We start from the raw sequence: 24,652 nt of genomic DNA on the forward strand, positions 1-24,652 counted from the left end.
TCAGCAGAGGGAGCGTCGTGATATGACGTGAGGGAGGGGCTCCCTTCACGAATGAGCGCGCGCGCACCTCGCTCCTGCAGCAACTGTGGCCACTCCCTGCCCCCGGGAATGCTGGCGTGTCCTCACGATGGGACGGTGGTGCCGGAGGCGTTGGAGGGCCAGCACCTCGGCGAGTACGTGGTGCGCCGTCATATCGGCAGCGGCGGCATGGGTCTGGTCTACGAGGGCGAGCACCTCACGATCGGCCGCAAGGTCGCCATCAAGCTCATCCGCGATGAGCACGCCCAGGGGCCCCAGACCCGCGGGCTGCTGGCCGAGGCCCGTGCCGCCAGTGCCATCCGCCACCACGGGATCATCGACATCTTCGGCTTCGGGCAACAGCCGGGCGTCGGCCAGTACCTCGTCATGGAGTATCTCGAGGGCAGCCCCCTCAACGAGTTCCTCCAGGCCCGAGCGCCCCTGCCCCTCCATGAGGCGTTCGCGCTGCTGTGCGAGTTGCTCGATGCACTCTCCGCCGCGCACGCGATGGGCGTCATCCACCGGGACCTCAAGCCGAGCAACATCTTCGTGGCCCGGCAGTCCGATGGGAGCGTGTCCATCAAGGTGCTCGACTTCGGGCTCGCCAAGCGCAGCACCACCCCCGAGGGTACCTCTCCGCAGACGCACTCGAACGTCGTCGTCGGCACGCCCCAGTACATGGCCCCCGAGCAGGCGCTCTGCGCGGAGGTGGGGCCTCAGACGGATCTCTATGCGGTGGGCGTCCTCGCCTTCGAGCTGCTCACCGGGCAGCGGCCCTTCACCGGCCGCTCCCCCATGGAGATCGTCGCCCACCACCTGAAGACGCCTCCGCCCGCGCCCTCGTTGTTCGTAGAGCTGCCCCCCGAAGTCGACGCGCTCATCCTCCGGCTGCTCGCCAAGGAGCCTCAGCAGCGTCCAGGCTCGGCCAGTGAGGTGGCGCTCCAGCTCCGGGCCCTGCTTCCATCGCGAGATGGCGCCAGTCTGCCGCCGGGGGCGCGCAGCTCCCGTGCACTCACCGTCCTCGAACCCCCGCTGACGCCGACACCTCCAACGGCTCCCACGGCGACGCTTTCGCCTCCTCCGGCTGAGCCAGTCCCCATCGCTGAGCCACGCCCCCCCTCTCCCCAGCGCGGCTCGCTGTGGGGATGGAGCGCGATGGCTGGCGGAACCCTGGCGCTGGTGCTCGGGGTGGGCACGGTCGGTGCGATAGTGACGCGCGAGAACCAGAAATCGGCATCCCTCGCTCCCACGCCGTCCCCCACGGTTCAGCCAGTGACCAGTGTCTCCCTGGCCGAGCCCATGGTCCATACACCGAGCTCCGAGCTCACACCGGTCCAGGCTCCCGCCCCCTTGCCCACGGCAGCGATCAAGCGAGCGGCTGTGTCCACCGCTCCCAAGAAGAAGGCGCCTGCGTCTCCTCCACCTCCTGCCGTTCCTGCCCCCTCCGTTCCGCCCCACGAGACCCTCGCGAAGCCCAGTCCCACCGAACCGGCTCCGCGTGCGCTCACCGCTCTTGTGATCCCACCACCGGAGCCCGCTCCCCAGCCGGCAGCCACCGGTACCCTCCACCTCGTGATGAAGGGGACCTGGGCGGATGTCTGGGTGGATGGGCAGAGACTCGGACGTGTTCCCCCTACCCACAGCTACACCCTCGCCTCGGGCACGCATGAGCTGGAGCTGCGCAACCCGGCCTTCGCGAGCTATCGGCGAACACTCGTCATCCCCTCTGGCGGGCGGCTTCAGCACATCGTGGAGCTGGGCACCGAGGCAATGCCCTCCTCCCCATGAAACTCCACCCTGGGCTGGGCCTGCTGATGGCACTCCTGCTCGTGTCCGGGACCGCCTGGGCGCAGACGACGGGGATCGAGCACTACGAGTATGGAGACTTCGAGGCAGCGGCCCGGATCTTCGAGCAGGAGCTGGCCGATCCCCAGTTACCTCTGGCCAGCCAGGCGCAGACGCGCATCTACCTGGCTGCATCGCTCTACGCCCTAGGTCGGGAGGAGGCGGCGCGGAAGCCGCTGGAGGCGCTGGCGCGCGAGACTCCCGAAGCGCGAGTAGATCCCGTGCGCTTCCCACCGGAACTGGTCGCTCTCGCTGAGCTCATCCGCCAGCAGGTCGAATCCGAGCGGCAGCTCGCCGCGCGAGATGAAGAACTCCAGAAGTCACGGGAGGCAGAATTTCGAAAGGCGCAAGCGGCAGAGCGGCGGCGTGCGGCTTTTGCCATGTCCCACGCGCTGAGGCCCGAGGTGCTCGGCCTCTTCGAAGCCGTGGATCATCAGTGGACCTTCGGAGCGGGCTTCACCTTCCAGCGCCAGTCCCTGGAAGGCACCGTGCGCGTGATGCTGGGCGCTCCCCCGGTCTTCCACCTCCAAGCCGGAGTGCGGCCAGGAAACGGACTCATCAGGCCCTTCCTGGGAGCACGCGCCAGCCTCCTTCCCGGGATCAAGACCTATGGCGCGGGAATCGTGGCGGGTGGGCGCATCGCGCTGCCCGCCACCCTCGTAGGCGTATTCGATCTCGGGACCGATTACTTCTTCACCCGCCTGAATAACCGCTACCGCTTCGCCGTCACAGCCCAAGCGGGGCTTGGCATCCCGATCCCTCTCCCATGACAGAAGCCCTGCCGTGAACGGAAGTGACTTCATGCCTAGGAACCCATCAGCACAGGGCGACATTCAAGAGACCGCCAGCATGGAAGGGCTCTTGATTCGTGCGTACCAACCGTCAGTCCGGCTGCGCGTCGCATTGATCTCGAATCAGGCGGGCCGCAAGGTGACACGCCTGCTCTCCCCGGACATGCCGCTCATCGTGGGTCGCGCTCCGGAAGCAGGGCTCCGCATCGATGACCAGACCCTGTCGCGCGAGCACGCCCGGTTCCTCCTCTCCGGCTCGCGCGTGCTGGTGGAGGATCTCGGCTCGAAGAACGGCAGCTTCTTCGCCGGCAGCCGCGTCAGCCGTGTCGAGCTCACGATCGGCGATGAGATCGTCCTGGGCGGTGTGCCCCTTCAGGTGCAAGCCCTCGGGGCCCGGGGCGACTCCCTCGGCATCGTCCGGGAAGAGCTGATCCAGCAGCGCCTGGAGGAGGAACTCACGCGTGCCCGGCAGTTTCGCCGCCCCTTCGCGTTGCTGCTGGTACGGGTGTTCTCCAAAGCAGGAACCGCCACGCCCGAGCAGGAAGATCATGCCTGGATCGAAGCCGTGCGCGGCCACCTCCGCCCCGTCGATCTCATGGCGTTCTACGGCACCAGCGCGGTCCAGGTGTTGCTGCCTGAGACGGGAGTCGAGGAAGCCCACCGCATTGCCCAGGCCATCGTGGCCTCGCGCGCGAGCGGAGGCAGCTCGCTGGTCGTGGGCATTGCCCTCTACCCTCCCTCCGGCAGCACCGGGGATGCACTGATCGAGGCCGCTCGCGAGGCGGCCCACCGCGCCTCGCCCGAGAATCCCGTGCAGAGCGGACCGGCCGCGAGCCCGGCACGGGGGGAGGGCTCGGAGGCAGCACTCATCGCCGGCCAGGTGATGCGCCCGGTGCTCGAGACAGTGGCGAGCGTTGCCACCTCTCGCATCCCGGTCATCCTTCACGGCGAGACCGGCACTGGCAAGGAGGTGCTCGCCCAGTTGATCCACGAGAGCGGTCCTCGCAAGGACCGGCGTATCGTCCGCGTCAACTGCGGAGCACTCCCCAAGGACCTGGTCGAGAGCACCCTCTTCGGTCACGAGCGAGGGGCCTTCACCGGCGCCCTGCAACAGCAGAAGGGCGTGTTCGAGGAGGCCGATGGCGGCACGGTCTTCCTGGATGAGATCGGCGAACTCCCCCCCGCGGCGCAAGTCTCGCTGCTGCGCGTTCTCGAGGTGGGTGCCTTCAGCCGCGTGGGTTCCAACCGCGAGCTCGAGGTCGACGTGCGCATCGTGGCGGCGACGCACCGCGATCTCGAGACCATGGTCGAGGAAGGCACGTTCCGTTCCGATCTCTATTACCGGCTCAGTGGCGTGGTCATCGAGATTCCTCCCCTGCGGGAGCGCCGGGACGAGGTCGAGCCGCTGGCAAGAAGGTTCCTGCAGGCGGCCAACAAGGCCAACGGTCGCCGGGTGGAGGGGATTTCTCCGGAGACGCTCGTCTTCCTCCATGCCTACTCATGGCCTGGCAACGTCCGGGAACTGCGCAATGTGATCGAACGCGCGGTGGTCGTCACCCAGGGAACGCTCATTGAACCGAAGGATCTTCCCGTGCGGGTGCGCTCAGGGGAGCCCCGTCCCGATGCAAGCCCGAGCCCTGCTTCCTCTCTCGCGGCCCAGGAGCCTGCGCAGGCCCGAGCCAAGGTGCAGCAGTTCGAAGCCCAGGTGCTCCAGGAAGCGCTTGCCTCGACCGGGTGGAACAGAGCCGAGGCCGCGAAGAAGCTGGGCATGGCGGTACGAACCTTGTCGTACCGGCTGAAGGTTCTGGGCTTGAAGAAGCCCGAGTAGTCACCTGAGCCACTGCGGGTCTCCCCTGGTGCTTCGAGGGTATCATCAGGCCGCACGAACAAGGCACTGGAGCCCTGGATGCGACGGTGGAGCTCCTCGAGCCCTTGAGCGACGCCCAGCTGGTCCGCGTCGGCTCGTTCGAAGGCTACGGCCCGGTAACGGTGCGCGGGCTGATTCACTACCTCTGCAGCCACGACCAGCAGCACCTGGCGGGGCTGCTATGGCTCATGGGTAAGGCAGAGGCGGCACGTCCCCGCTCCGCGTAACCCGAGCGCGAGCACCGTCACGCGCCGGGGCACATGCTGGCAATGACAGCCACCGCCTCTCTTCAAACCAGACATTCCCCAGAGCAGGGCCAAGCCAGACTCTGTGGCCAGCCATTGGAAGGCTGTGGGGTGCTCCCCTCACTGTGGGGGGTGATCACTCCACAGTGATACTTCGATATTTCTCTGCAACAGAGGGTATCCCCAAATAGTCGGAACCCATGGAACTCGTGAATCATGCGCGCCGGCGTGGAGGTCACTCGACCGCCGCGCTTCCTTGGCAGTCGCAACTCGCATCACCAGGAGTTCCTCCATGCACCGGCACCTGCTCATCATCTTGACCTTCTTCATCTCCAGCCTCGTGGGATGCTCCTCTTCATCCGACACCGAACCTCCAGACGGAAACCTGAACCCAGACGCGGGTGAACAGAATCCGAACACGGATGGAGGAACTGGCGATGGCGGGACGGACGGCGGAGTGCAGCCGTGCGAGGACTTCGGTCACTTCGGCCCTCCGACGAACACCTTCACGCTGCCGGCCCCGAACAGCAACGGAGAGCTCTACATCCCGAACGTGCAGACGAAATTCCCCTCCGTGGACTGGAGCACGCTGGACCGGCTCTACATCCCCGCAGGCACCTATACACTCATCAACCTCGGCAACCTGCCGGCTCGCACCGCGAACAGGCCGCTCGTCATCACCAACAAGGGTGGCCAGGTCGTGATCCGGCCTCCGGCGGGCAGCACGCAGGGCTACCTCTGGGCGATGGGAGGCGGCACGAACTGGATCCTCACAGGCCGGTACGATCCCATCTCCGGCACCGGCGACGAAGCCTTCCCGGGCCACCGGTGCGGCGCCTATGCGACCTCCCGAAACCACTACGGCTTCCTGAGCGATGACATGTTCCTGAGCGACGGACACATGGGCCTGGGAGTCGGCGACGCGAACCAGTTCGAGGTGGAGTTCGTGGAGATCACCCGCGCGGGCTTCGCGGGGCTGCGCATCAACCGGGCCGCCAGCGGCGGGACGGTGCCGTCGCTCGACGGAGTCCGGCTGCATGATCTCTACATCCACGACACCGCCAGCGAGGCCCTCTACTTCGGCTCGACCCAGGGCGCGCCCACGCCGCTCGGCTCGAACGTGAAGGTGTACAACAACCGATTCGTGCGCACCGGCACCGAGTCGCTGCAGGCGCAGAACCTGGGAGACGGCGCGGAGATCCATCACAACGTCTTCGCGTTCGGCGCGATCGACTGGCGTGCCGCCTTCCAGGGCTACCAGGACAACAACTCCCAGGCACAGGTCCGCGGCGGCCTCATCCGCTTCCATCACAATGTGTTCCTCGGAGGAGCCGGCTCGCTGCTGAACTTCTTCGCCGGGCCCGAGACCGGGGATGCGGCTCTGAACGTGCAGTTCACGGACAACTACTTCGCGGACACCCTGAGCCTGGGGCTCTACTTCGGCGGCACATCCGGGTCGGGCGCCAGCTTCCTGTGGGAGCGCAATGCGTTCCGGGGGCTCGACTTCGGCTACACGAGCGTCTACCCGACCGCGACGGATCCGGGCGTCGTCTTCAGGATCGGCGACACCATCACCTCACCCGTCACGCTGAAGGACAACCGGTGGGAGGGCAACCGCAAGATCGTCCAGGGCATCACCGGCGGGAGCGGTACTGCGGGAGTCGTGACTGCGACGAACAACGTGAACGGGTCCGTGCCAGTCCTGGAGTTCGTCAACACGGGGCTGCCCGCGGGCACGCCCACCCGGAAGCTCGAGATGTGGACGGACCGCGCTACGCTGGCTCCCAACACTCCGGAGGTGACGTACCCGGCGGGCTCGCTGGTGATGCACGATGGCCAGCTCTATCGGGCCCTCTCCTCCAACACCAACAAGATCCCTCCGCAGAATCCGGCCGTCTGGGAACTCCTCCCCCTGCCGACGGATGACCTCCGCACGGCGCGAGGGAGCGAGTGGGCGCAGCGAGGGGTGGGCCTGCTGGACCCGGCGCCGTAGCCATTCCTGGCATCCAGGACGGGACCGGGAGGGAGGAAGCTCAGCCCTCCCGGGTCGCCTCCACCAGGGCGCCAAACGGAAAGCCCGACGTGCCTGTCGGACCGGGTGGAAATGGCCAGCGCCCCCACTCCGAGCCAATTCGCGCGGGATCGATGGGGGCGGCCCTCCATCCGTCCCCCTCGACGAGCGACGCCGGATGATCGGTGCCGAAGATCCAGGGTGCGCCCAGCTCGCTCATGTATCGGAGCACCAAGCCGAGCATCGGTGCGGTGAGGAGCGTCCGCCCGACCACGTCGTAGAGGAGCCGGGAGCCGGGAGCCGACAGGGCATTGATGCGCGCGAAGAGGCCCTCGACCATCCCGGCCTCCAGGTACTGGAGAAGACCTTCGACGAGCCAGCAAGTGGGCGCGTGCGCGTCATGCCCGCTCGCCGCGAGCGCCCGAGGCCAGTCGTCGGCCAGGTTCGAAGCGATGGAGATGCGCTCGCAGCGGGCCGCCACACCGTGGAGCGCGCGCTCCTTGTGGGCGATGACCTCGCGCTGGTCGATCTCGAAGACGCGCGTCTTCTCCGCCCAGGGAAGGCGATAGGCACGCGCATCCATCCCCGCAGCGAGGATGACGAACTGGCGCACGCCCGCAGCCGAAGCGCGCAGGAGTGCCTCGTCGAAGAAGCGCGTCCGCACCTCGATGATGGGAATGGAAGGCCCCACGGCGGCGCGATAGGCGGCGAGTGCGGCACGCCCCGCATCACCGGAGAGGATCGCTGCAAAGGGATCTTCGAAGAGGCGATCGGGACGGAGGGATTCCTCGGAGCGCATCGAGGCAACGAGGAGGCCAGTGGTGGCAACTGGATTCATCATGAGCCCGAGCGTGCGCTGGCCGGGCACTCTCGATCTTGGATCTTTTTACCCGGCGAGGCGGATGTGGTTCGGGCGAGCGAGACCCTGGACGAGATACTCGCGTGGGCTCAAGCCGGCGAAGTGGCGGAAGTCCCGGTTGAAGTGGGCCTGGTCGCAGTACCCGCAGTCGAGCGCCAGCTCCGCACCTCGGATGGGCCCACCCGGCTCGAGGCGTCGAAGCGCTTCCCGGAAGCGCCTCACACGCCAGAACGTCTTCGGCCCGAGCCCGACTTCGGCTCGGAACAAGGCGATGAGGCGCTTGGGCGAGAGGCCTGTGAGGCCATTCACCTCGGCGACGCTTCGAAGAGAGGGATCCCCGAACGCGCGCAGGGCCATGGCTACGCCCGGGTGAGTTGGACGCGCATACCTCCTCCGGGCCAGGAGGAAGACTTCGAGCATGTGGAATTGCTCGTGGGGGCTCGAAGCCTCGATGAGTTGCTCTCGCAGCAACGCCGCAGCTCTCCCCCAGAGGGCATCGAGCCCCACCTGTTTGCCCTCGAATTCATGGGCCGGCACACCAAGGAAGGGAACTGCTCCGCCGGGCCTGAAACACACACCGATGGCCAGTCCGCGAGCCGGCACGTCCATCGCGAAAGGTGTGGGGTGGGCACCCGACACGATGGCTCCAGGAAGAGAAGCCAGCCGGGTGCGCTCATCGGGTCCATAGATGAAAAATCGATCCTCGCGGAGGCTGATCACGAGGCTGAGCGCACCGGATGGTAGCACCCGCTCCTTCGAGACGGACGCGCGGCCCTCCTCCGAGAGCCAGAAGCAGGAGACGGATTCCTCCAGCGGAGGTCCCGGCCGGTAGAGCAGTGCATTCATGGCGGTCCTGTCCGGTCACGACTTGCAACCAACAGAATACCTTGCCGTCTTCCTGTTTTCACAGGAAATCATTGATCTCGCGGGAAGTTCACCACTATGGCGTCACCCAGCAAGGAGGAAGCATGTCCAAAGTGATCCACACCGTGGGCGCCGCGATGGCGGTGCTCTTCATATCCGTGCCATCGGTGGCCGCAGCGGCCATCTGTAACAAGTACTGTGATGGCCGAGACCCGGCGCTGTCGCCGAAGGACCGCCAGTCCGTCAGCTCCACCATCTACTCGCGAAGCATCGTCCTGCACTTCGACGATGACGATGCGATGGCCTGGGCTGCCATCGAGAACGGCAACCCGGGAGATGAAGTCTGGCTCGACCGGTCCTTCGATGGAGGACGCACCTGGGCCGGTGGCAGCAAGCTCGGCGATACGACCATTCCCACCGGATACAGAGGGTGGCGCACCCTCATGTACAACGTGGATGACTGGGCCACCAACGGCGTGGGAGCGCTGCGCGCCTGCGGCAAGGCCGGCGATCGGCCCGAAGTCACCTGTACGCAGTGGGCCCGCACCACGTGGAATGCATGGGATCGGCGCACCGCCGCGGCGACGGCACTCATGCAGTTCTACGACAACAACACCGGCCTGTTCAGCACCACGGGTTGGTGGAACTCGGCCAACGCTCTGACCGCGATCATCGACAACATCCGGGTGTCTGGCATGCCGAGCTATCGCTACGCGATCGCCAACACCTACGATCGCAACCGCACCGCCCAGGGAGGAAACTTCACCAACGACTACATCGACGACACGGGCTGGTGGGGACTGGCTTGGATCGCCGCGTATGATCTCACCAAGGAGACGCGCTACCTCGACACTGCCCGGGCCGACGCCGATTACATGGCTCGCTATTGGGACAGCGTGTGCGGCGGCGGCGTTTGGTGGAGCACGGCCAGGACGTACAAGAACGCGATTGCCAACAGCCTCTACCTGCAACTCAACGCCGCACTGCACAACCGCATCTCCGGTGACACCGTCTACCTGCAGCGGGCCAAGGCGACGTGGACCTGGTTCCAGGGCACCGGAATGATCAACGCGTCGAACCTGGTGAACGACGGCATCAACCTGAGCACGTGCAAGAACAACGGGGACGTCGCCTGGACCTACAACCAGGGCGTCATCCTCGCCGGGCTCGTCGAGCTGTACCGCGCCACCGGCGACAGCACGCTGCTGACCCGCGCGAGGCAGCTCGCGGATGCCTCGACCACGCACGCGTCCCTCAACTCGAACGGCATCCTCAAGGAGCCGTGCGAGGATGGTGACTGCGGCGGGGACGGCCCCTCCTTCAAGGGCGCGTACGCCCGTGGGCTGGGAGCGCTGAACTCACTGCTGTCCGACCACCCCTACACCACCTATCTGCGTCGCCAGGCAGACTCCGCCTATGCGAAGGATCGCAACGCCCTGGACGCCTATGGCCTGCGTTGGGCCGGAGGCCTGGACCGCACGGACGCGGCCCGTCAGCACAGCGCCGTGGATCTGATGAACGCCACGCCCTGAGCCCATGGCGCGCCTTCACTGGAGCGAAGGAGCCGAGGACGCTGCCACCGACAGCGGCGGCCCCTCCTTCTGCTCCGGGCCACTGTGGATCCGGATTCGAGAGCCAGTCACGTCCTCGGTTCCGTAGACCATGGACCAGCCCGAAGGCACCTCGGGAGATGACCAGCGGTACAACTCCCGGGCATCTCTCGGCGCGAGGTTGATGCAGCCGTGGCTCACCGGCTCGCCGAAACGGTCGTGCCAGTACGCGGTATGGAGGGCGAAGTTGCCCTGGAAGAACATCGTCCAGGGCACCGTGGCCACGAGGTAGCGATTGCGCCCGTCATCCCCCGTCATGTCCGCCTCGGCGGACTTGAGCCAGATGCGGAAGAGTCCCTCGGGAGTCTCGTGCTGGCGCGCCCCCGAGGAGATGAGCGTCGCATACACGGGCCTTTCGCCCTCGTAGGCCACCAGTACCTGCTCCTGCAGATCGACGTCCAGCCAGCGCTCGTCCGGGGCAAGATCCGAGAGAACAGGCAACCCACCGATCCGGTGGAGATCTGCGATGGCCACCCAGTGAGCATCCGCGATGCGCGCCCACTGCCCATCAGTGGAGAGCTCCTGGAGGGCCACCAACGTGCGGGGTGGCAGCACGGTCTCCCGCTCCGCCGTGGCTTCTGGCCCCATGCGCACCACCACCGGCTCGCGTGGGGTGGCGCGGGACTGCACCCATGCGAGCGGCATGGGGAGCGCTTCCAGTATCGCGCGATCCAGCCCCACGAACTCCGACGGCGTGTAGACGCGCAGGTAGCGCGCTTCGATGAACTTGCCTCCCGTGGTGCGCCAGAACCGGCGCCGACCCACGCGGGTCTCACTGGCCAGTTGCACCGTCACCGAGCCCTTCACGCGACGGCCGCGCAACCCCTGGCGGACCTGCGCCAGACTCAGGTAGACGCGCGCCCGGCGGCTCACGTGCGCATAAACGCCCGGCGTGAGCTGTTCGGGCCCGAGCAGCGGCAGATCGCGGGTGCGCGGCTCACGAAAGTTAGACTCCAGGTAGCGCTCGCAGATCCACCCGCGCGGTTCGATCTCCACCCACGCATCACAGTCCGTCCCCTTCACCACCTGTTTCCAACGCACGCGCATGTCCTGCGCGAGCGTCCCGATGGGGGCTGCGTCCTTTCGAGGCTCGGCGCGCACGACGATGGAGCGCCTGGCCTTCAGCGAGCGGGTATTCGACTTGAACAGGTGCTCGCCAGGAGTCTCCTCCGAGCCACCGGACTCCGTGTCCGCGTCCTCCTCGATGTCCGCACGGAGGTCGAGCCCCAGTTCGAGCGCCGGTTCGGATTCCTGCGCTTCATCCTCTGGCTCCAGCGGCTCGGAATCCGACGCCTCCTCGAGTTCTTCCGTGGAGAGTCCAGGCTCCACTTCCAACTCGGGACTGCTCGACAGCACGAGCGGGGGCGTTGGGGACTCCTCCACTGGTGTCACCGGAGGCAGAGGCGAGGACTGCGCGACACCTGCATCCACGACGAGCACCAAGGGCATGGCTCGCTGTTCCGGAGGAGATGAACACGCGAGACCCATGAGCGGAAGACCGAGCGAGAGCCAACGTCTCATACCTTGTCAGGGTAGGAGGACGAACAAGCAGGCTCAACGGCGGGAAAGGTGGGCTCGATCCTCATGAACAAAAGCTGTGCGGCCTCGACGGTCATTGCCGCTCCGGATGAAACTTCGACGTTCCATCCGTGGCCCTCACTCAGCGCAAGGTGTCGCGCATCGAAACCTCCTTCACCACGTCGACGAATGCACGCAGCCCTGCCGGGACATGACGGTGGCTGGGGTAGAAGACGCACAGCCCCGGCCATGCTGGTAGCCAGTCCTCCAGCACGCACACCAGCTTTCCGGATGCGAGATACGCGCGAACATCCGACTCGAACAGGTACGCGAGCCCCACCCCATTCAGCGCGGCCTCGATGACCAGGGAGAGTGCGTCGAGCGTGAGCGGCCCATCAACCTCGATCTCGACCTCGTCACCGTGCCGTTCGAACTCCCAGGCATAGAGCCCGCCATTCTTCTTCCGCAAGCGGATGCATCGGTGCTCGTGGAGGTCGGCGGGCGCCTTCGGAGGCGGATTCGCCCTGAAGTACCGGGGTGAACCGACCACAGCGGCGCGCTGTTTCGGTCCCCAGGGCACCGCCACCATGTCCTGCGGCACCGCTTCGATCAGCCGGATGCCAGCGTCGAAGCCCTCCTTCACGATGTCGACGAACCTGGACTCGACAGCGAGCTCGACCTTCATGTCGGGATAGCGCCGCATGAACTCGAGCACCACCGGAGTGAACAACTGCCGCGCGGACCCTTCTGACGCGGTGATGCGCAGCGTGCCCGTCGGCGTGTCGCGGAACTCGTTGACCGACTCCATCGCCGCCGAGAGCTCATCGAGCGCTGGCCGGACGCGCGAGAGGAAGCGTTCACCCGCTTGCGTGAGCGAGACGCTGCGGGTGGTGCGCTGGAAGAGCCTCACGCCCAGTTGCTTCTCGAGCGCCGCGACCAGATGACTCAAGGCGGAAGGCGAGAGACCGAGCTCGCCCGCCGCGGCCCGGAAGCTGCGGTGCGAAGCGACAGCCGAAATGGCCTGGAGTTCGAAGAAGCCCGCTCGCTTCATTGTGCTGTCTCCTGCATCAGTCCGTCTCATTTCGTGGTGATAGTCGCACCAATGGGGTGGCGTTATCAGAGTGCCTCGACAGGAGGAAGCACCATGAAGAAGACGGTACTCATCACCGGCGCGTCGTCCGGATTCGGCAAGGCCACCGCGGAGCTGTTCGCCGCTCGCGGCTGGAACGTCATCGCCACCATGCGAACACCGCAGGACCTTCCCAGCGCGTTCGTCACCCGGCTCGACGTCCAAAAGCCCGAGACGATTCGCACCGCCATCGCGGCGGGCCTGGCGAAGTTCGGGCGGATCGACGCGGTGGTGAACAACGCGGGCTACGGCCTCTTCGGCGTGTTCGAACTCACCCCAGACGAAAAGGTGCGCGAGCAGTTCGAGGTGAACGTCTTCGGCGTCATGAACGTCGTGCGCGAGGTGCTGCCGCACTTCCGCGAGACGCGGGCAGGCTGCATCGTCAACGTGAGCTCTGGCGCTGGCGTGTTCGGCCTTCCGATGATCTCGCTCTACAACGCGAGCAAGTTCGCGCTGGAGGGCTTCTCCGAGTCGCTCTCGTACGAACTCGGAGCGCTGGGCATCCGCGTGAAGATCGTCGAGCCGGGAGGTGTCACCAGCACGGGGTTCGGCGAGCGCTCGGCGAAGGAGGCCGCGGCGCTGTCGAGCAAGGTCCGCGACTATGACGCGTTCATCTCGGAGTCGAGCCAGCTCTTCGCCTCGATGCGTGCGTCCCGAGGCGCGGACACGAGCGCGACGGCGGAGCGCGTCGCCGAGGTCATCTTCGAAGCCACGAACGATGAGTCGGATCGCCTGCGCTACGTAGCGACGAACGACATCCTCCCGCTCGTCAAGGCACGCCGGCAGACGTCCGAGAACGAGTACATGGCCCTCATGAGAGCGAACTTCGGGGCGAGGCGAAGCGGGTGACACATGACACCCGCCCTCGCCCCCTGGAGCCGGCTCAGAGCGATTCCAGGAACGCGAGCACCGCGGTCCGGTCATCCCTGCTCAGCGCCTCGAACCGGGTGCGGCTGTTGGTCGCCTCGCCGCCATGCCAGCCGATGGCCTCCATCAGCGTGCGCGCACGCCCGTCATGCAGGTAGCGCACGTTCTGCGCCCCGCCCTGCACGTACTTGAGCGAGCCGATGCCCCACAGCGGCGGGGTGCGCCAGAGGTTCGGTCCGGCCTGCCCCTGAGTCAGGTTGTCGGCCAGCCCGGTTCCCATGTCGTGAAGCAGCAGGTCCGTGTACGGGTGGATGGTCTGGTTGCGCAGTTCGGCGAACGGATGCGTCGTCCCCGTCTTCATCTGGGCGATGTGGCACGCGGTGCACTGGGCCTGTGCGAACAAGGTGCTGCCCCGGCTGATCAGCGTGGGGTTCACGTCGTGCTCGGGCGAGACGCGCATCCCATCCGGGTAGCCGCTGCGCAGGCTGCGCTGGGCCGGAACACCGAGCAGCGCGAGGTACGAGGCGAGCCGGTCGATCTCCGTCTCAGAGAGGGAGGTCGCGGCCGTCGTGGAGTTGCAGTTGGCCACGCCCCTCTGGCAATCGCGCGACTTGTAGACGGGCGAAGTGACTCCCAGGTCCTTCAAGAGCGCTTCACCCGCCTGGTGCCGCAGGGACGCCTTGCTCGCCTTCCAACCAAAACGGCCGAGGTGACGCTTGCCGTTCTCCGGGTTGATGACCCAGTTCGGCACGCCCTTCACGCCATCACCGTTCGCATCATTCGGGTCCGAGAAGGCCAGGATCGTCGTCTCGTCCAACGCCTCGAGCAGGCCTCCTCCGTTCACCTGGGGCGCCTGACGCACCGAGTACTGCGCGGGCACGGGCCCCTTGAAGGAGAACACGGGCTTCTGCAACTGGATCGTCTCGCCATCCGGCAGGGTGCGCACCGTCGTCTGATACGACTGCACTGAGACCGAGTAGTCAGGTGCGGTCGTGCTCTGGGCCCGCTGCTGCACGTTCAAGCCATAGGTGGAGTCGGGCGTCACTCCCGTGGAGGAGCTCGCCGCGGCGGTCTCGATGGCAAAGGTGTCCAGCGTGGCGCCCAGCGCCGGAACCGCGCTGCGTCCATTGAGCGCGTGGCACGCAATGCAGCGGATGTTGTTGTAACGCGGCCCCAGCTGGTTCGCGTGCTGCGTGAACACGGGGTTGATATCCGGGCTCTCGGAGTGCTTCCCATCGATGAACGAGGTGTGGAACAGCCGTCGTCCCTCGACGAAGCGCTTCATGTCCGTGATACCGATGTTGTTGACCGTCTGCTGGAACACCCGGTGCGGCTCCTCGGAATAGTTGTAGGAGACGCTGGCCTCTCCTCCCAGGAGCGTGCTGTCTGGCAGCGGAGAGGAATCGAGCGTGGGTGCAATGCCATACCAGGGGCGCATGCCCACGCCCACCTGATACAGCTGCTCGAAGGAATAGTAGCGAATTCCTCCACCGTCGATCACTGCCTTGCCATCACCATTGGACAACAGGAACTGCGCAGGGGTCACCTCGAGCACGTCCCCCAGCCTGAAAGGCGTACCGGGCTGAGGAGCACGCCAATTGTCAGTGATGAGCACCAGGCAGTCTTCAGGGGCCGAGGTCGCGTAACAGATGTTCTTGCCACCCTCCTTGGGATTGTTGAACCCGACGTTCATCTTCCAACCGTAATCCCGGACATCGGCATCCACGCGCCGGAACGCGCTGAAGCCCGATTCGACGAACGTTCCGTCATTCACGCGCATGGAGAACGAGACGCGCGACCGGCCGGCGGGGACTTCGTCACGAATCAGCAGACCGTAAGTCCGGTTCTGGAAGTACCACGTCGGAAAGGTGAAGTAGTTGCCCGGGCCGACGTCCGGTTGATCCCACGGCTCGCCACGCTCGCGGGCATGGCGATTGGTCGGGCGGAAGCCCGCGAGAGTCACCAGGGTTCCGTCCGCCTCGCGGTACTGAATCTGCTCTACCACCTGCGTGCCAGCCGGATAGAGCGGGACATAGTCTGTCGCCGCCAGCCCGGGCGAAGGCTCCGCCAACGATTCAGCTTCCGGCGTGGACCCGCTCCCCAACAAGGGAGTGGTCTCGGGACTCTCCGCCGACTTCGAGTCATCACCACTGCAAGCGGTGAAGGACAGGACTGCCGCCAACAACGCAGGCAGCGCTGGGCCCGAGCGTGGCCGCATGAATACGCTTTCTCTCCCGGCAGATGAGGCTTGGCTCTTCATTGCCTTCTCTCCTCGAATGGAACGCGTGGGTGGAAGCCATATCTATTACCGGAAAACCAGATAAACTTGCAAGCGCTTTCAACCAGTAAATCCTTCCAACCGTGCAATTCCAGGGACATGGTGGTGGTGGTGACTGCTGTCATCCCGTCCATGACACCAGTCATCACCTTGCCCTCTCCTGGCACCGAATGGCTCGATGGGAGGTCCGGTCTCGCCCAGTCTTTTCGAGGGGATACGGTACTCGTCCCAAAGGAACGGACTTGGCCCACATTGTGCTCTCCAGTGGGTTGCGCTGCAAAACGATCAGACCTCCTCTCCTTCGCCCCAGGAGCCGCCATGTCCATCCATTCCGTTGGCAACCACCACTCCGCGTTCTCCGCCCAGACGATCTCCAAGGGCACTCAAGCGCCGGTTTCGTCCAATCCGTCGGCCGCCACGGAGAGAGGCGGGTGCGGTGGCGCTCACAAGCACCAGCGCATGTTCGCCCGGGATGCTTTTGAGGCCGCGGGCGCGAGTGGCCAGGGTGGCGTGGGTGGCACGTCCGAGCTGCAGGCCCAGCTCACGCAGCTGCTGGATGTGATCAAGCAGCTCACGGATCTGCTCTCCTCCGGCAAGCTGGCGGAAGGCGGCGTGCCGGAGCTGGGCGGTGCCAGCGGTGGCGCTTCCCAGCAGGGTGCTCCCGAGGCGGCGGCCGGCGGCGTGGGCTCGCCGGGAGAGGCCGCCCCGCCCGTTCAGCCCCAGGGCTCCGACAAGCCGGTCGACTCGGTGGGCTCCAGCTCCGCGTCCAGTTCCAACTCCAGCTCCGCGTCCAGTTCCGGCTCCAGCTCCGAGGCTGGCGTTGTCAGCAACAGGGGCGAGGCAGGCCCGCCGCCGGACGCCATCAACGCCAAGGACTTCGGCGTGGTCGGCGACGGGAAGACCGATGACCAGGCCGCCCTGCAGAAGGCGCTCGATGCCGCCAAGGCCTCCGGCAAGCCCCTGTATCTGGGGCCGGGCAACTACAACCACAGCGGCGTCCTGACGCTGGATGGCGTCTCCATGGTGGGCAGCGGTGACAAGACAGTCCTCACCGCCACCAACCCCGACCAGGGGGCCGTGAAGCTCACCGGTAACGGCGCTGCGCTCTCCAACATCAAGACGACCTTCGCGTCGGCGCCCTCCCGCAGCTCCATGCCCGACGCGGCCGCCGTCCTGATCCAGGGCGCCACCAACGCGTCCGTCACGAACATGAACATCCAGGGCGCGGCGTCCAACGGCGTCCGGATCGACAACTCCTCCGGCTCCAAGGTGACCAACAACCTGGTCGTGGGGACCAATGCCGACGGGATCGCCCTGATGAACGGCGCCAGCGACAACCTGGTCAAGAACAACGTCGTGTCCCAGGCCGGTGACGACAGCTTCTCCGACGACTCGTACAGCAGCGATGCCAAGCAGGACAGTGGCAACACCTTCGAGAGCAACGTCTCGCTCGACAACGCCTACGGGCGCGGCATCGTCCTGGCGGGTTCCAAGGATGCCAAGGTCCTCAACAACATCGTGTCCGGCTCGAAGTGGGTCGGCATCTGGGGCGACAGCGATCCGAACAGCGGCACGATGACCAGCTCCGGCCACAACATCTCGGGCAACACGGTCATCAACAGCCCCAACGGCCCGGCCGTCCAGTACAACATGGCCGGCGGCGGCGTCAGCGGGACGAAGACGAGCGGCGGCCTGCCGGATCTGGCCTCGATCCTCGGGTGGGATCCGGGTGCCATCCCGAACCGCACGAGCATCAACTCCGTCTACCAGCCCGGCACCGGCTCCGGCGCCAACAACAGCGGCGGCGTCCGGTCCTGAGACATCGCTGCTCCCGGCCAGCGCCTCTTCACAAGCGGTCAGCTCCCGCCGTCGATGAAGGGGCGAGCCTGGACGATCCAGACCTTCTCCCCCTCCAGCACCCACTCGATGTCGAGCGGGCCGCTGTTCCGGAAGACCTTCACCAGCTTCGCCGCCGCCAGTGACAGATCCCTCGCGCGGGCCTCCGGGAGCACGGGGGCCTCGCTGGCGGTGGGCACCTCCTTGATACCGCCCTGCGCGTCGAACACGAGCATCGTCGCGTCAGCCGAGCGCGACAGCACACGGGCCCCCGGGTACTTGATGTCATAGAGGACCTGCTCGGGGACGGTGGTGCCGGACACCACGCTCAGCCCCAGCCCGCGCTTGGCGTTGATGGTGTAGGTGTGGTCGTCGCGTGAGTCATAGAGGTTCTTCGTCACCAGCACGCCCGCCGCAGTGGCGTTGACGCCCGTCTGCACCAGCACTCCGGAGAACACCGAGCGCGGCTCGATGCCGAAGCGCGTCCGCTCCTCCACGGCGTGGAAGTTCCAGAGCGAGGCCCAGACCTGCTTGATGGCCGCTCCCAACGCCTCCCGCCCCACCACGTTCGGTACCGTGTCGTACAGGCCCGCGCCATTGAAGCCCTTCAGGTCCTCGGCGTTCGTGGACGAGCGCACGAAAACTCCCTGGCCGCCCAGCGGCCCCTTCACCTGGGCCTCCACCTGATCGAGCAGCGCCTCGTCGATGGGAGCCGCGGTGATGCGGGCGCGGAAGGCCTCCAGGCGCTCCCGGCGGACCTTCGCGTCCTGCTGGAAGCGCGGATCGGCCAGCATCGTCTCCAGCTCCGCGTCGAGTCCGTGGCGCTTCAGGTGCTCTACATAGAAGACAAACGGGATGCCGAACCCATTGGGCACGAAGACGCCCTTGAGGCGGGCCTGGACGATCTCCCCGAGGTTCGAGGCCTTGGTCCCGAAGAGCCGTGCATCCTGGGCGCGCATCTTTTCGAGCGGGCGCAGCTCGTGCACGGTGAGATCGGCCTCGGGCACCAGGATCTTCCGCGCGGACTCGCGGGCCTGCTTCCAGGCGTTGAGCTCCTGCTCAGTGGCGGAGCGCAACACGTGGCTCTGGTTGCGCACCTCGAGCCGGACGAGCTGGCCATTCCATTCCGCGTAGCGCGTGGCGGCGTCCTTGAGCGTGGCGTTGGGGATGCCCCAGGCGCGCGCGCGCAGGTTCACGTGGGACAGCGGCGTGGAGAACCGTGTCGACAGCACACCCGCCACCGGCGGCAGATCCGGATAGGAGTCCTGCAGGATGACGATGTCGTCGGGCTCGAAGATGAGCGACTCGTAGGGGGTGCCCGGCGGGACGATGCGCAGCCGGCCCAGCGCGTTGCCCACGTTGAAGGGGCGGTAGTCGGCCTCCTTGTAGAGCGTGTCACTGGTGACGGTGGGGATGTCCTTCAGTTCCGCGAGCAAGGCCTCCTGCTTCGTCGACTCCGGGCGGAAGGCCACGTCCTGGATGAAGAAAGACTTCAGCAGACGCTCGCGGGCGCGGCGCACGTCGGCGGCGCGAATCCGGTCACTCTCCCAGAAGCTGAAGGTCCACCGCTTCGCGCTCCGGTGGTGGGTGATGTAGCCGAGGATGTAGTTCGGCTTCTCCTCGCTGTAGTTGCGGAAGTACTCCGTCCGCTCCTCCGGAGACATCTTGTGCCGCAGGATGACCTTGGAGACGAAGTCGTAGTGCAGTTGGTAGAGGTTGACGTCGAAGAAGTAGATGCGATCCGACTTCAGATCGATGAGGAACTTGCCCACGTCATCGGTCCCGATGGGGTGCGCGTAGGCGGCGAACGTGGCCGCGTCGCGGATCTCCGAGATGAACGGAGGGCGTGAGCGCGAGGCGCCACTCGCCGGCCCCTGCACCAGCAGGAGGACGAGCAACCCGAGGGACACGTGAAGGGTTCGAAGCATGGAGCTATTCCACCTCGGGTGGTCTGCCGGGGGAAGTCTGTTGCGGGCCGTGCTCCACTGTATGCGCTACAGACAGCCAGGCGATTCAGGAGCGGTGCACGTCGCGGAAGGCCAGCATCTCGGGCAGCCGCTGTTCCTTCTCGTCATCGAAGCCGCAGCGGCCATTCCACTCGGGCGGGTTCTCGTACGTACCGAAGAGCATGTCCCACCAGGGGATGTCACCATAGTTGTTCCGGTGTCTGCCGTACTCGTGGTGGATGCGGTGCATCTCGGGCCGCTGGAAGAACCAGCCCACCCACCGCGGAGTGCGCACGTTGGTGTGATAGAAGAACTCGCCCAGCGCGGTGCAGGCGGTGTAGACGGCGCCCGCCGCCGGGCTCAGCCCCAACAGCGTGTAGACGAGCAGACTGCCGATGATGGAGTTCACCGTCATCTCCAGCGGGTGCTTGTAGAAGCTGGTGATGACCTCCAGGCGCTGCGGGCTGTGGTGGATCTGATGAAAGAGCCGCCAGAGCCAGTCGTTCTCGTGCCGCACCCGGTGCCACCAATAGAAGACTAAGGTGGCGATGAAGTACGCGATGACGCCTCCCACCAACGGAGGCACATGCCGCGACAGGTGGAACACGGAAGCCGCGGACAGCCAACGCTCCCAGCTGTAGCCCGCGAGCACCACCACCGCCACCTGCACCAGGTTGATGAGCACCACGCGCAGGGGCCACGTGCGCACGGACGGCAGACGCCAGCCCATGAAGAGACGCTCGATGACGAAACAGCATGCGGCGACAGCAATCAGCGCGGGGAGCATGAGGGACCTCCGGAGAGAGGAGTCCCTGCCCCGGCTGCAGTCGCTGTGCCATGAAAGACTGCGGCCGTGCGGCCACGGAGCGTTCTCACGAGCCCTTGGAAATCCGCGCGTTTGGAGTGACGGGAGGGGCAAGGGCCCCACCCTCCCCCTTCCTCATCGGGCAGCCACGTACCGCTGTGTGCACGCCGTTACACAGGCTCTCGTCACGGCTCACGAAGCCTGAGCCACATCGATGTGGAGCTCGACGCGCCGGTTGGCCGAGCGACCGGCCACGGTGTCATTGGGCGCCACCGGCTCTGTCTCGCCCTTGCCCAGCACCATCATCTGCTGGGGCTGGACACCTCGGGAACTCAGCACGCGCTGGACGGCCTCGGCCCGCCGCAAAGAGAGCTCCTCGTTATAGGGTCCCGGGCCCTGGCTATCCGTGTGGCCCTCGACGCGGAGCCGGTCATCCGGGTACTTCGCGAGGATGTCCCCAATGCGCGAGAGCTGGTCGATGGCGCTCTCGGTGAGCACGGCGCTGTCGGTCTTGAAGAGCAGCTCGCTGCGCAGGTTCAGCAACAAGCCGTGGTCCGTCTTCCGCGTCTCGGCGACCTGCTCCAGTTCGTGCGCCCGCTTGTCGAGGTAGTTGCCCACCGCCGCGCCCGCCGCCGCCCCCACGCCAGCGCCCACGGCCGCACCCTCGAAGTCCCCGCCCACCATGGCTCCGGTCGCTCCACCCACGACGGCTCCCGCCGCCGCCCCCGTGGCCGTCCGCTTGCCAGGAGTCGCACAGCCCACCACGGCCAGCACCAGCACGGGAGCCAACACCCTCGTCTTCTTCCATGCGTTCACGTGAAGCCTCCTTGTGGTCCCTCTGTTTCGAGAGGAAACATGGGGGAGGCATTCACAAACCTCTCGCTCGGGCCCGGCAGGCTGCCTGCTCCCCGGAGAGCCTCTCGACGGCCCACGAAGAAAACCCCGGCTCGCCAGTGGGCGGCCGGGGCCTTGCCAGCTCCCTTGCTGCAATGGGAGGCAGCGGGAACCGATCAGTTCTGGATGCGGACGGGGATGCTCGTCTCCGTCATGTGGCCCGCGGTGTCATAGATGCGAGCGATGAGGGTGTAATCCCCGTTGATGAAGTTGAGCGTGTTGAAGTTGATCGAGTAAGGCGCCTTGCCATCCCAGGTGATGTACTGGCTCCCAAGATAGAAGTTCACCTGATCCATGCCCACATCGTCCTGAGCGCTGACGGTGAGAGCGACCGTGCCGCTCAGCACGGCGCCCGAGGCCGGCGACGTGAACACTCCCGTGGGCGGCAGATCATTGCTGACGCTCACCGACACCTGGCTCTGGCTGCTGTGGCCGGCCGCATCGTAGGCCTTGGCGGTGATCACATGGCTGCCATTGGGGACGCCGAGCGTGTTCCAGCTGAGCTGATAGGGAGCGCTCGCGACGGAGCCCAGCAGGACACCATCCGAGAGGAACTCCACATGGGTCACGCCCACCAGATCGCTCGCGGAGGCAGCGAGGTTGACCGAGCCGGAGAGCACCGCTCCCGCCGAGGGCGCGGTGAAGGCCACCGTCGGAGCATGGTTGTCGACGACGACCGTGATGGGAGCGGAGATCGTCGTGTGCGAGGCAGTGTCCACGGCTCGAGCGGTGAGGCTGTAGGTGCCGTCAGCGATGAGCGTGGTGTTCCAGTTGAGCCCATAGGGCGGCAGTGGATCGTAGCCGAGGTAATTAGACCCCGCGTAGAAGAGAACGCGATCCACCTGGGCATCATCCGAGGCCTCGGCCGCGAGCTGCGCCGTGCCGCTCAGCACGGAGCCCGGAGCGGTGAGGGTGACCTCGGGCGGAGAGTCTCCCAGACGGAACACGAGATCATCACGGTCCGTGTAGGTGCTGAAGTCGCCGGTGACGCAGGCCCCTGCGCTGGACTTGTAGCGCATCACGGCCCGGATGGCCTGCAGGTCCGCGCCCGCGGTGAGCACAAAGCTCGTCGAGAGCACCTGGGCGTTGGCCTGGGTGGGCTCGAGCGTGGTCAGCAGCGTCCACTGTGGATTGCTGGCATCTGTGGCGTAGAAGAGATCCAGGTGGTCGCTTGCAAAGACGGTATAGGCCCAGATGGTGGCATCCACGGTGACTGTCTTCCCAGGAAGGAACGGACCGCCATCCTGGGTGTAGATGCGCAGCGCATCCAAGGACTCGTCACTGTGGTACGTGCCGAGAGTGCCATCGGCGCAGGAAGAGAACAGCGTGTTGGGGGCATGGGTCTCGGACGCCGAGCCTCGCCCGTCAATCAAAGAGCCGGTATCGCAGAGAATGCCCGTGCTCCGGCAGGCGGGTGCCTGGAACTCCGTGTCGTAGGCGGCGAGGCCTCGAAGCTGGGTGAGGGCCTGAGAGGACTGCTCCGCAGTGAGCGGGGACTCAGGCTCCGCATCCATTCCGCAGCCAGCAAGCAGCAGACCAGCCAGCGCGCGAGCGACATACTTGGGGATGGAATGACTCACAAATGTCTCCTGATGGCGTGAGAGAAGTTCCTGAACCGCGCTTTCCAGCGCTGTCAGTGAGAACTGTTCTACGCCATGGGGCTGACATTTTCGGATGAGGCTTGAACGAGTTCACTCCCGCGGTCGTCCGGGCTCGAAGCGCGCGAGGAAGACCTTGTACTGCAGTGAGACGAAGATCGGACGCGGCTCCACGAGTCCGGTCCGCGCGAACATCGCGAACAGGGCGGCATCGGATTCGATAGGCCGCACCACATCGAAGAGCTTGCGCCGATGCTCCAGCGCGTCCGGCGGCACTCCGTACGCCCGCATTCGCCGCAGCTCCACGTTCGTGAGCACGGGGTCCTTGCCGACGCGGCAGCCCAGCACCAGGGGTGCCCCAGGCTTGAGCCGCCGGGTCACCTCCTTCAGCAGCTCGAAGCGGGCCTCCTCGCCCTCCACATGGTGGAGGACGCCCATCATCTGAGCGCCGTCGAACGGGGGGCCGGCAGGCAGGGTGTGTAGCTCGCCCACGTGCAGGTGCGTGCGCGATAGCAGTCCCTCTGCCTCCAGGCGCTTGCGGGCGACGTCGAGCATGGCCTCGGAGGGATCCACGCCGGTGAAGCGCCAGCCCGGCACGTCGAAGCGGGTGTAAGGCACCAACTCCGCGCCCGTGCCCACCCCCACGAAGAGCAGCGACGCGGTGTCCTGGCCATCGAGCTGGGCGGTCAACGCGCTGACGCCGAGCTCGTACAGCGCCTGGCTGCCGGCCAGGTTGACGGAGGCCTGGGCGTCGTAGTGAGCGGCGCGGTCGGCGCCGAAGCCCGGCACGATGTGGTGGACGGAGTGAGAGGAGTGTTCGTGAGCCATGGTCTATCCTCGGGGGGCTCGCGGGAGGCGAGCCATCGACTGAAGGATGCGTCGGGCCCCCGATGAATGGGAGAGCGGGGATTCAGGCCGGATCGGCGGAAATTTCGGTCCACAAGTCGATGAAACGGACGGGGATGCTCACGCGAAGCGATGGTGCACAAACTGGAGGGTGACTCTCGAGGAGGATGCCCCATGACGCACGACGAGTTCCTGTCACATGTCGCCGAGCGCGCCGGGCTGCCTGGCTTGAGGGAGGCAGAGCGCACCCTCCACGCGGTGCTCGGAACCATCTCGGAGCGGTTGAGCTGGCGGGCCGCCCAGTCCCTGGCGGACGATCTGCCTGCTTCCCTGGCCTCGAGCCTGCGCAGTGGAGGCGCCCACCAGGACTTCGATCTGAAGGAGCTTTACGCGCGTGTCGCGCGCCGGGACGAGGTACGGCTCGGATTCGCGGTGGAGCGCACAGCCGTCGTCTGCCAGGTCATCGCGGAGGCGCTCTCTCCCGCGGCGCTGCGCCAACTCCGCGAAGCACTGCCCGAGCCCATGGGTGAACTCTTCACCCCTCGCGAGCCGGAAGCCCACTTCGAGCCCGTCCATCGCGCTCCGAGAGGCCGCACCTTGGCGGAGGGGCGGCCGGGCAGCCAACATCCTTTGTCCGAGGCCCGGCCCGAGCGAGCGCACAGCCACTCGGTGGCGCAGGAGGACAACCCTCATGGAGACACGAAGCTCTCCAGCGCCACCGGGCTCACCCAGGAACGGGAGCAGGAGACACTCGCCACGGCGCACCCTCGGAGCGTCCTCGAGGGCGCTGGAGAGTGAGCCTCGGCACGAGAGACCGCAACTCGA

General features: G+C 66.3%; 18 protein-coding genes. 8 read left to right on the top strand and 10 right to left on the bottom strand.

Annotated features, from left to right (window positions below):
* The first annotated feature begins 51 nt into the window (after positions 1-51).
* The 4 genes from KY501_RS24085 to KY501_RS24100 all read left to right on the top strand — a co-directional run bounded on the left by KY501_RS24085 (position 52) and on the right by KY501_RS24100 (position 6,759).
* Positions 52-1,806, top strand: a complete 1,755-nt coding sequence (locus KY501_RS24085; RefSeq protein WP_224365598.1) for a serine/threonine-protein kinase — start codon at positions 52-54, stop codon at positions 1,804-1,806.
* The gene (locus tag KY501_RS24090; protein WP_224365599.1) at positions 1,803-2,633 is read left to right on the top strand and encodes a tetratricopeptide repeat protein; all 831 of its coding nucleotides are present in this window, start codon (positions 1,803-1,805) and stop codon (positions 2,631-2,633) included. Before KY501_RS24085 ends, KY501_RS24090 begins: the two co-directional genes overlap by 4 nt.
* Before the next feature lie 79 nt (positions 2,634-2,712).
* Positions 2,713-4,482, top strand: coding sequence for a sigma 54-interacting transcriptional regulator (locus tag KY501_RS24095; protein ID WP_224365600.1), 1,770 nt, complete (start codon positions 2,713-2,715; stop codon positions 4,480-4,482).
* 576 nt (positions 4,483-5,058) lie between these two features.
* Complete coding sequence (locus KY501_RS24100) at positions 5,059-6,759, top strand: carbohydrate-binding protein (RefSeq protein ID WP_224365601.1); 1,701 nt, start codon at positions 5,059-5,061, stop codon at positions 6,757-6,759.
* Between the two features lie 40 nt (positions 6,760-6,799).
* On the opposite strand, the gene KY501_RS24105 is transcribed toward KY501_RS24100, so the two are convergent.
* Together KY501_RS24105 and KY501_RS24110 are read right to left on the bottom strand one after the other, a co-directional pair.
* Positions 6,800-7,618, bottom strand: a complete 819-nt coding sequence (locus tag KY501_RS24105) for an SAM-dependent methyltransferase (protein ID WP_224365602.1) — start codon at positions 7,616-7,618, stop codon at positions 6,800-6,802.
* A 45-nt stretch (positions 7,619-7,663) separates the two neighbouring features.
* Positions 7,664-8,482, bottom strand: coding sequence for a helix-turn-helix domain-containing protein (locus tag KY501_RS24110; RefSeq protein WP_224365603.1), 819 nt, complete (start codon positions 8,480-8,482; stop codon positions 7,664-7,666).
* A 122-nt stretch (positions 8,483-8,604) separates the two neighbouring features.
* Here KY501_RS24110 and KY501_RS24115 point away from each other — a divergent pair, with 122 nt between their 5' ends.
* Entirely contained in the window at positions 8,605-10,032 is a 1,428-nt protein-coding gene (locus KY501_RS24115; RefSeq protein ID WP_224365604.1) for a glycoside hydrolase family 76 protein, read from the top strand.
* A gap of 15 nt (positions 10,033-10,047) precedes the next feature.
* Here KY501_RS24115 and KY501_RS24120 read toward each other — a convergent pair whose 3' ends face one another.
* Positions 10,048-11,559, bottom strand: coding sequence for a L,D-transpeptidase family protein (locus KY501_RS24120; protein ID WP_224365605.1), 1,512 nt, complete (start codon positions 11,557-11,559; stop codon positions 10,048-10,050).
* Positions 11,560-11,770: 211 nt separating this feature from the next.
* Positions 11,771-12,679, bottom strand: a complete 909-nt coding sequence (locus tag KY501_RS24125; RefSeq protein ID WP_224365606.1) for a LysR substrate-binding domain-containing protein — start codon at positions 12,677-12,679, stop codon at positions 11,771-11,773.
* A 93-nt stretch (positions 12,680-12,772) separates the two neighbouring features.
* Between KY501_RS24125 and KY501_RS24130 the strand changes: the two genes are divergently transcribed.
* The gene (locus KY501_RS24130; RefSeq protein WP_224365607.1) at positions 12,773-13,606 is read left to right on the top strand and encodes an SDR family oxidoreductase; all 834 of its coding nucleotides are present in this window, start codon (positions 12,773-12,775) and stop codon (positions 13,604-13,606) included.
* A 34-nt stretch (positions 13,607-13,640) separates the two neighbouring features.
* On the opposite strand, the gene KY501_RS24135 is transcribed toward KY501_RS24130, so the two are convergent.
* Positions 13,641-15,842, bottom strand: a complete 2,202-nt coding sequence (locus KY501_RS24135; protein ID WP_224365608.1) for a di-heme oxidoreductase family protein — start codon at positions 15,840-15,842, stop codon at positions 13,641-13,643.
* A 378-nt stretch (positions 15,843-16,220) separates the two neighbouring features.
* On the opposite strand from KY501_RS24135, the gene KY501_RS24140 reads away from it, so the two are divergent.
* Positions 16,221-17,720, top strand: coding sequence for a glycosyl hydrolase family 28-related protein (locus KY501_RS24140; RefSeq protein ID WP_224365609.1), 1,500 nt, complete (start codon positions 16,221-16,223; stop codon positions 17,718-17,720).
* A gap of 38 nt (positions 17,721-17,758) precedes the next feature.
* On the opposite strand, the gene KY501_RS24145 is transcribed toward KY501_RS24140, so the two are convergent.
* From KY501_RS24145 to KY501_RS24165, 5 genes are all read right to left on the bottom strand, one after another.
* Positions 17,759-19,666: a PEP/pyruvate-binding domain-containing protein gene (locus tag KY501_RS24145; protein WP_224365610.1), complete on the bottom strand. Its 1,908-nt coding sequence runs from the start codon at positions 19,664-19,666 to the stop codon at positions 17,759-17,761.
* A gap of 85 nt (positions 19,667-19,751) precedes the next feature.
* A complete protein-coding gene (locus tag KY501_RS24150; protein ID WP_224365611.1) occupies positions 19,752-20,471 on the bottom strand; it encodes a sterol desaturase family protein in 720 nt (239 codons plus the stop codon).
* A 210-nt stretch (positions 20,472-20,681) separates the two neighbouring features.
* Positions 20,682-21,305 (bottom strand): YiaD family glycine zipper/OmpA-like lipoprotein, encoded by a 624-nt coding sequence (locus tag KY501_RS24155; protein WP_224365612.1) that lies wholly within the window; start codon positions 21,303-21,305, stop codon positions 20,682-20,684.
* 194 nt (positions 21,306-21,499) lie between these two features.
* On the bottom strand, positions 21,500-22,963 hold the full coding sequence (locus tag KY501_RS53960; RefSeq protein ID WP_224365613.1) for an Ig-like domain-containing protein: 1,464 nt from the start codon (positions 22,961-22,963) through the stop codon (positions 21,500-21,502).
* 111 nt (positions 22,964-23,074) lie between these two features.
* Positions 23,075-23,809, bottom strand: coding sequence for a class I SAM-dependent methyltransferase (locus KY501_RS24165; protein WP_224365614.1), 735 nt, complete (start codon positions 23,807-23,809; stop codon positions 23,075-23,077).
* Between the two features lie 192 nt (positions 23,810-24,001).
* Here KY501_RS24165 and KY501_RS24170 point away from each other — a divergent pair, with 192 nt between their 5' ends.
* Positions 24,002-24,625 carry a DUF2267 domain-containing protein gene (locus tag KY501_RS24170; RefSeq protein ID WP_224365615.1) on the top strand — a complete coding sequence of 208 codons (624 nt, stop codon included), beginning with the start codon at positions 24,002-24,004 and terminating at the stop codon, positions 24,623-24,625.
* The last annotated feature ends 27 nt before the right edge of the window (positions 24,626-24,652 follow it).

The sequence above is a fragment of the Hyalangium versicolor genome, from assembly GCF_020103695.1.
Lineage (GTDB): Bacteria > Myxococcota > Myxococcia > Myxococcales > Myxococcaceae > Hyalangium > Hyalangium versicolor.

Excerpts from the sequence above, each read along its gene's own strand:
- KY501_RS24105 (WP_224365602.1), bottom strand. The coding sequence starts at position 7,618 with ATGATGAATCCAGTTGCCACCACTGGCCTCCTCGTTGCCTCGATGCGC.
- KY501_RS24115 (WP_224365604.1), top strand. The coding sequence starts at position 8,605 with ATGTCCAAAGTGATCCACACCGTGGGCGCCGCGATGGCGGTGCTCTTC.
- KY501_RS24145 (WP_224365610.1), bottom strand. The coding sequence starts at position 19,666 with ATGCTTCGAACCCTTCACGTGTCCCTCGGGTTGCTCGTCCTCCTGCTG.
- KY501_RS24165 (WP_224365614.1), bottom strand. The coding sequence starts at position 23,809 with ATGGCTCACGAACACTCCTCTCACTCCGTCCACCACATCGTGCCGGGC.
- KY501_RS24130 (WP_224365607.1), top strand. The coding sequence starts at position 12,773 with ATGAAGAAGACGGTACTCATCACCGGCGCGTCGTCCGGATTCGGCAAG.
- KY501_RS24135 (WP_224365608.1), bottom strand. The coding sequence starts at position 15,842 with ATGCGGCCACGCTCGGGCCCAGCGCTGCCTGCGTTGTTGGCGGCAGTC.
- KY501_RS24150 (WP_224365611.1), bottom strand. The coding sequence starts at position 20,471 with ATGCTCCCCGCGCTGATTGCTGTCGCCGCATGCTGTTTCGTCATCGAG.
- KY501_RS24110 (WP_224365603.1), bottom strand. The coding sequence starts at position 8,482 with ATGAATGCACTGCTCTACCGGCCGGGACCTCCGCTGGAGGAATCCGTC.
- KY501_RS24095 (WP_224365600.1), top strand. The coding sequence starts at position 2,713 with ATGGAAGGGCTCTTGATTCGTGCGTACCAACCGTCAGTCCGGCTGCGC.
- KY501_RS24140 (WP_224365609.1), top strand. The coding sequence starts at position 16,221 with ATGTCCATCCATTCCGTTGGCAACCACCACTCCGCGTTCTCCGCCCAG.
- KY501_RS24170 (WP_224365615.1), top strand. The coding sequence starts at position 24,002 with ATGACGCACGACGAGTTCCTGTCACATGTCGCCGAGCGCGCCGGGCTG.
- KY501_RS24100 (WP_224365601.1), top strand. The coding sequence starts at position 5,059 with ATGCACCGGCACCTGCTCATCATCTTGACCTTCTTCATCTCCAGCCTC.
- KY501_RS24120 (WP_224365605.1), bottom strand. The coding sequence starts at position 11,559 with ATGCCCTTGGTGCTCGTCGTGGATGCAGGTGTCGCGCAGTCCTCGCCT.
- KY501_RS24090 (WP_224365599.1), top strand. The coding sequence starts at position 1,803 with ATGAAACTCCACCCTGGGCTGGGCCTGCTGATGGCACTCCTGCTCGTG.
- KY501_RS24125 (WP_224365606.1), bottom strand. The coding sequence starts at position 12,679 with ATGAAGCGAGCGGGCTTCTTCGAACTCCAGGCCATTTCGGCTGTCGCT.
- KY501_RS24085 (WP_224365598.1), top strand. The coding sequence starts at position 52 with ATGAGCGCGCGCGCACCTCGCTCCTGCAGCAACTGTGGCCACTCCCTG.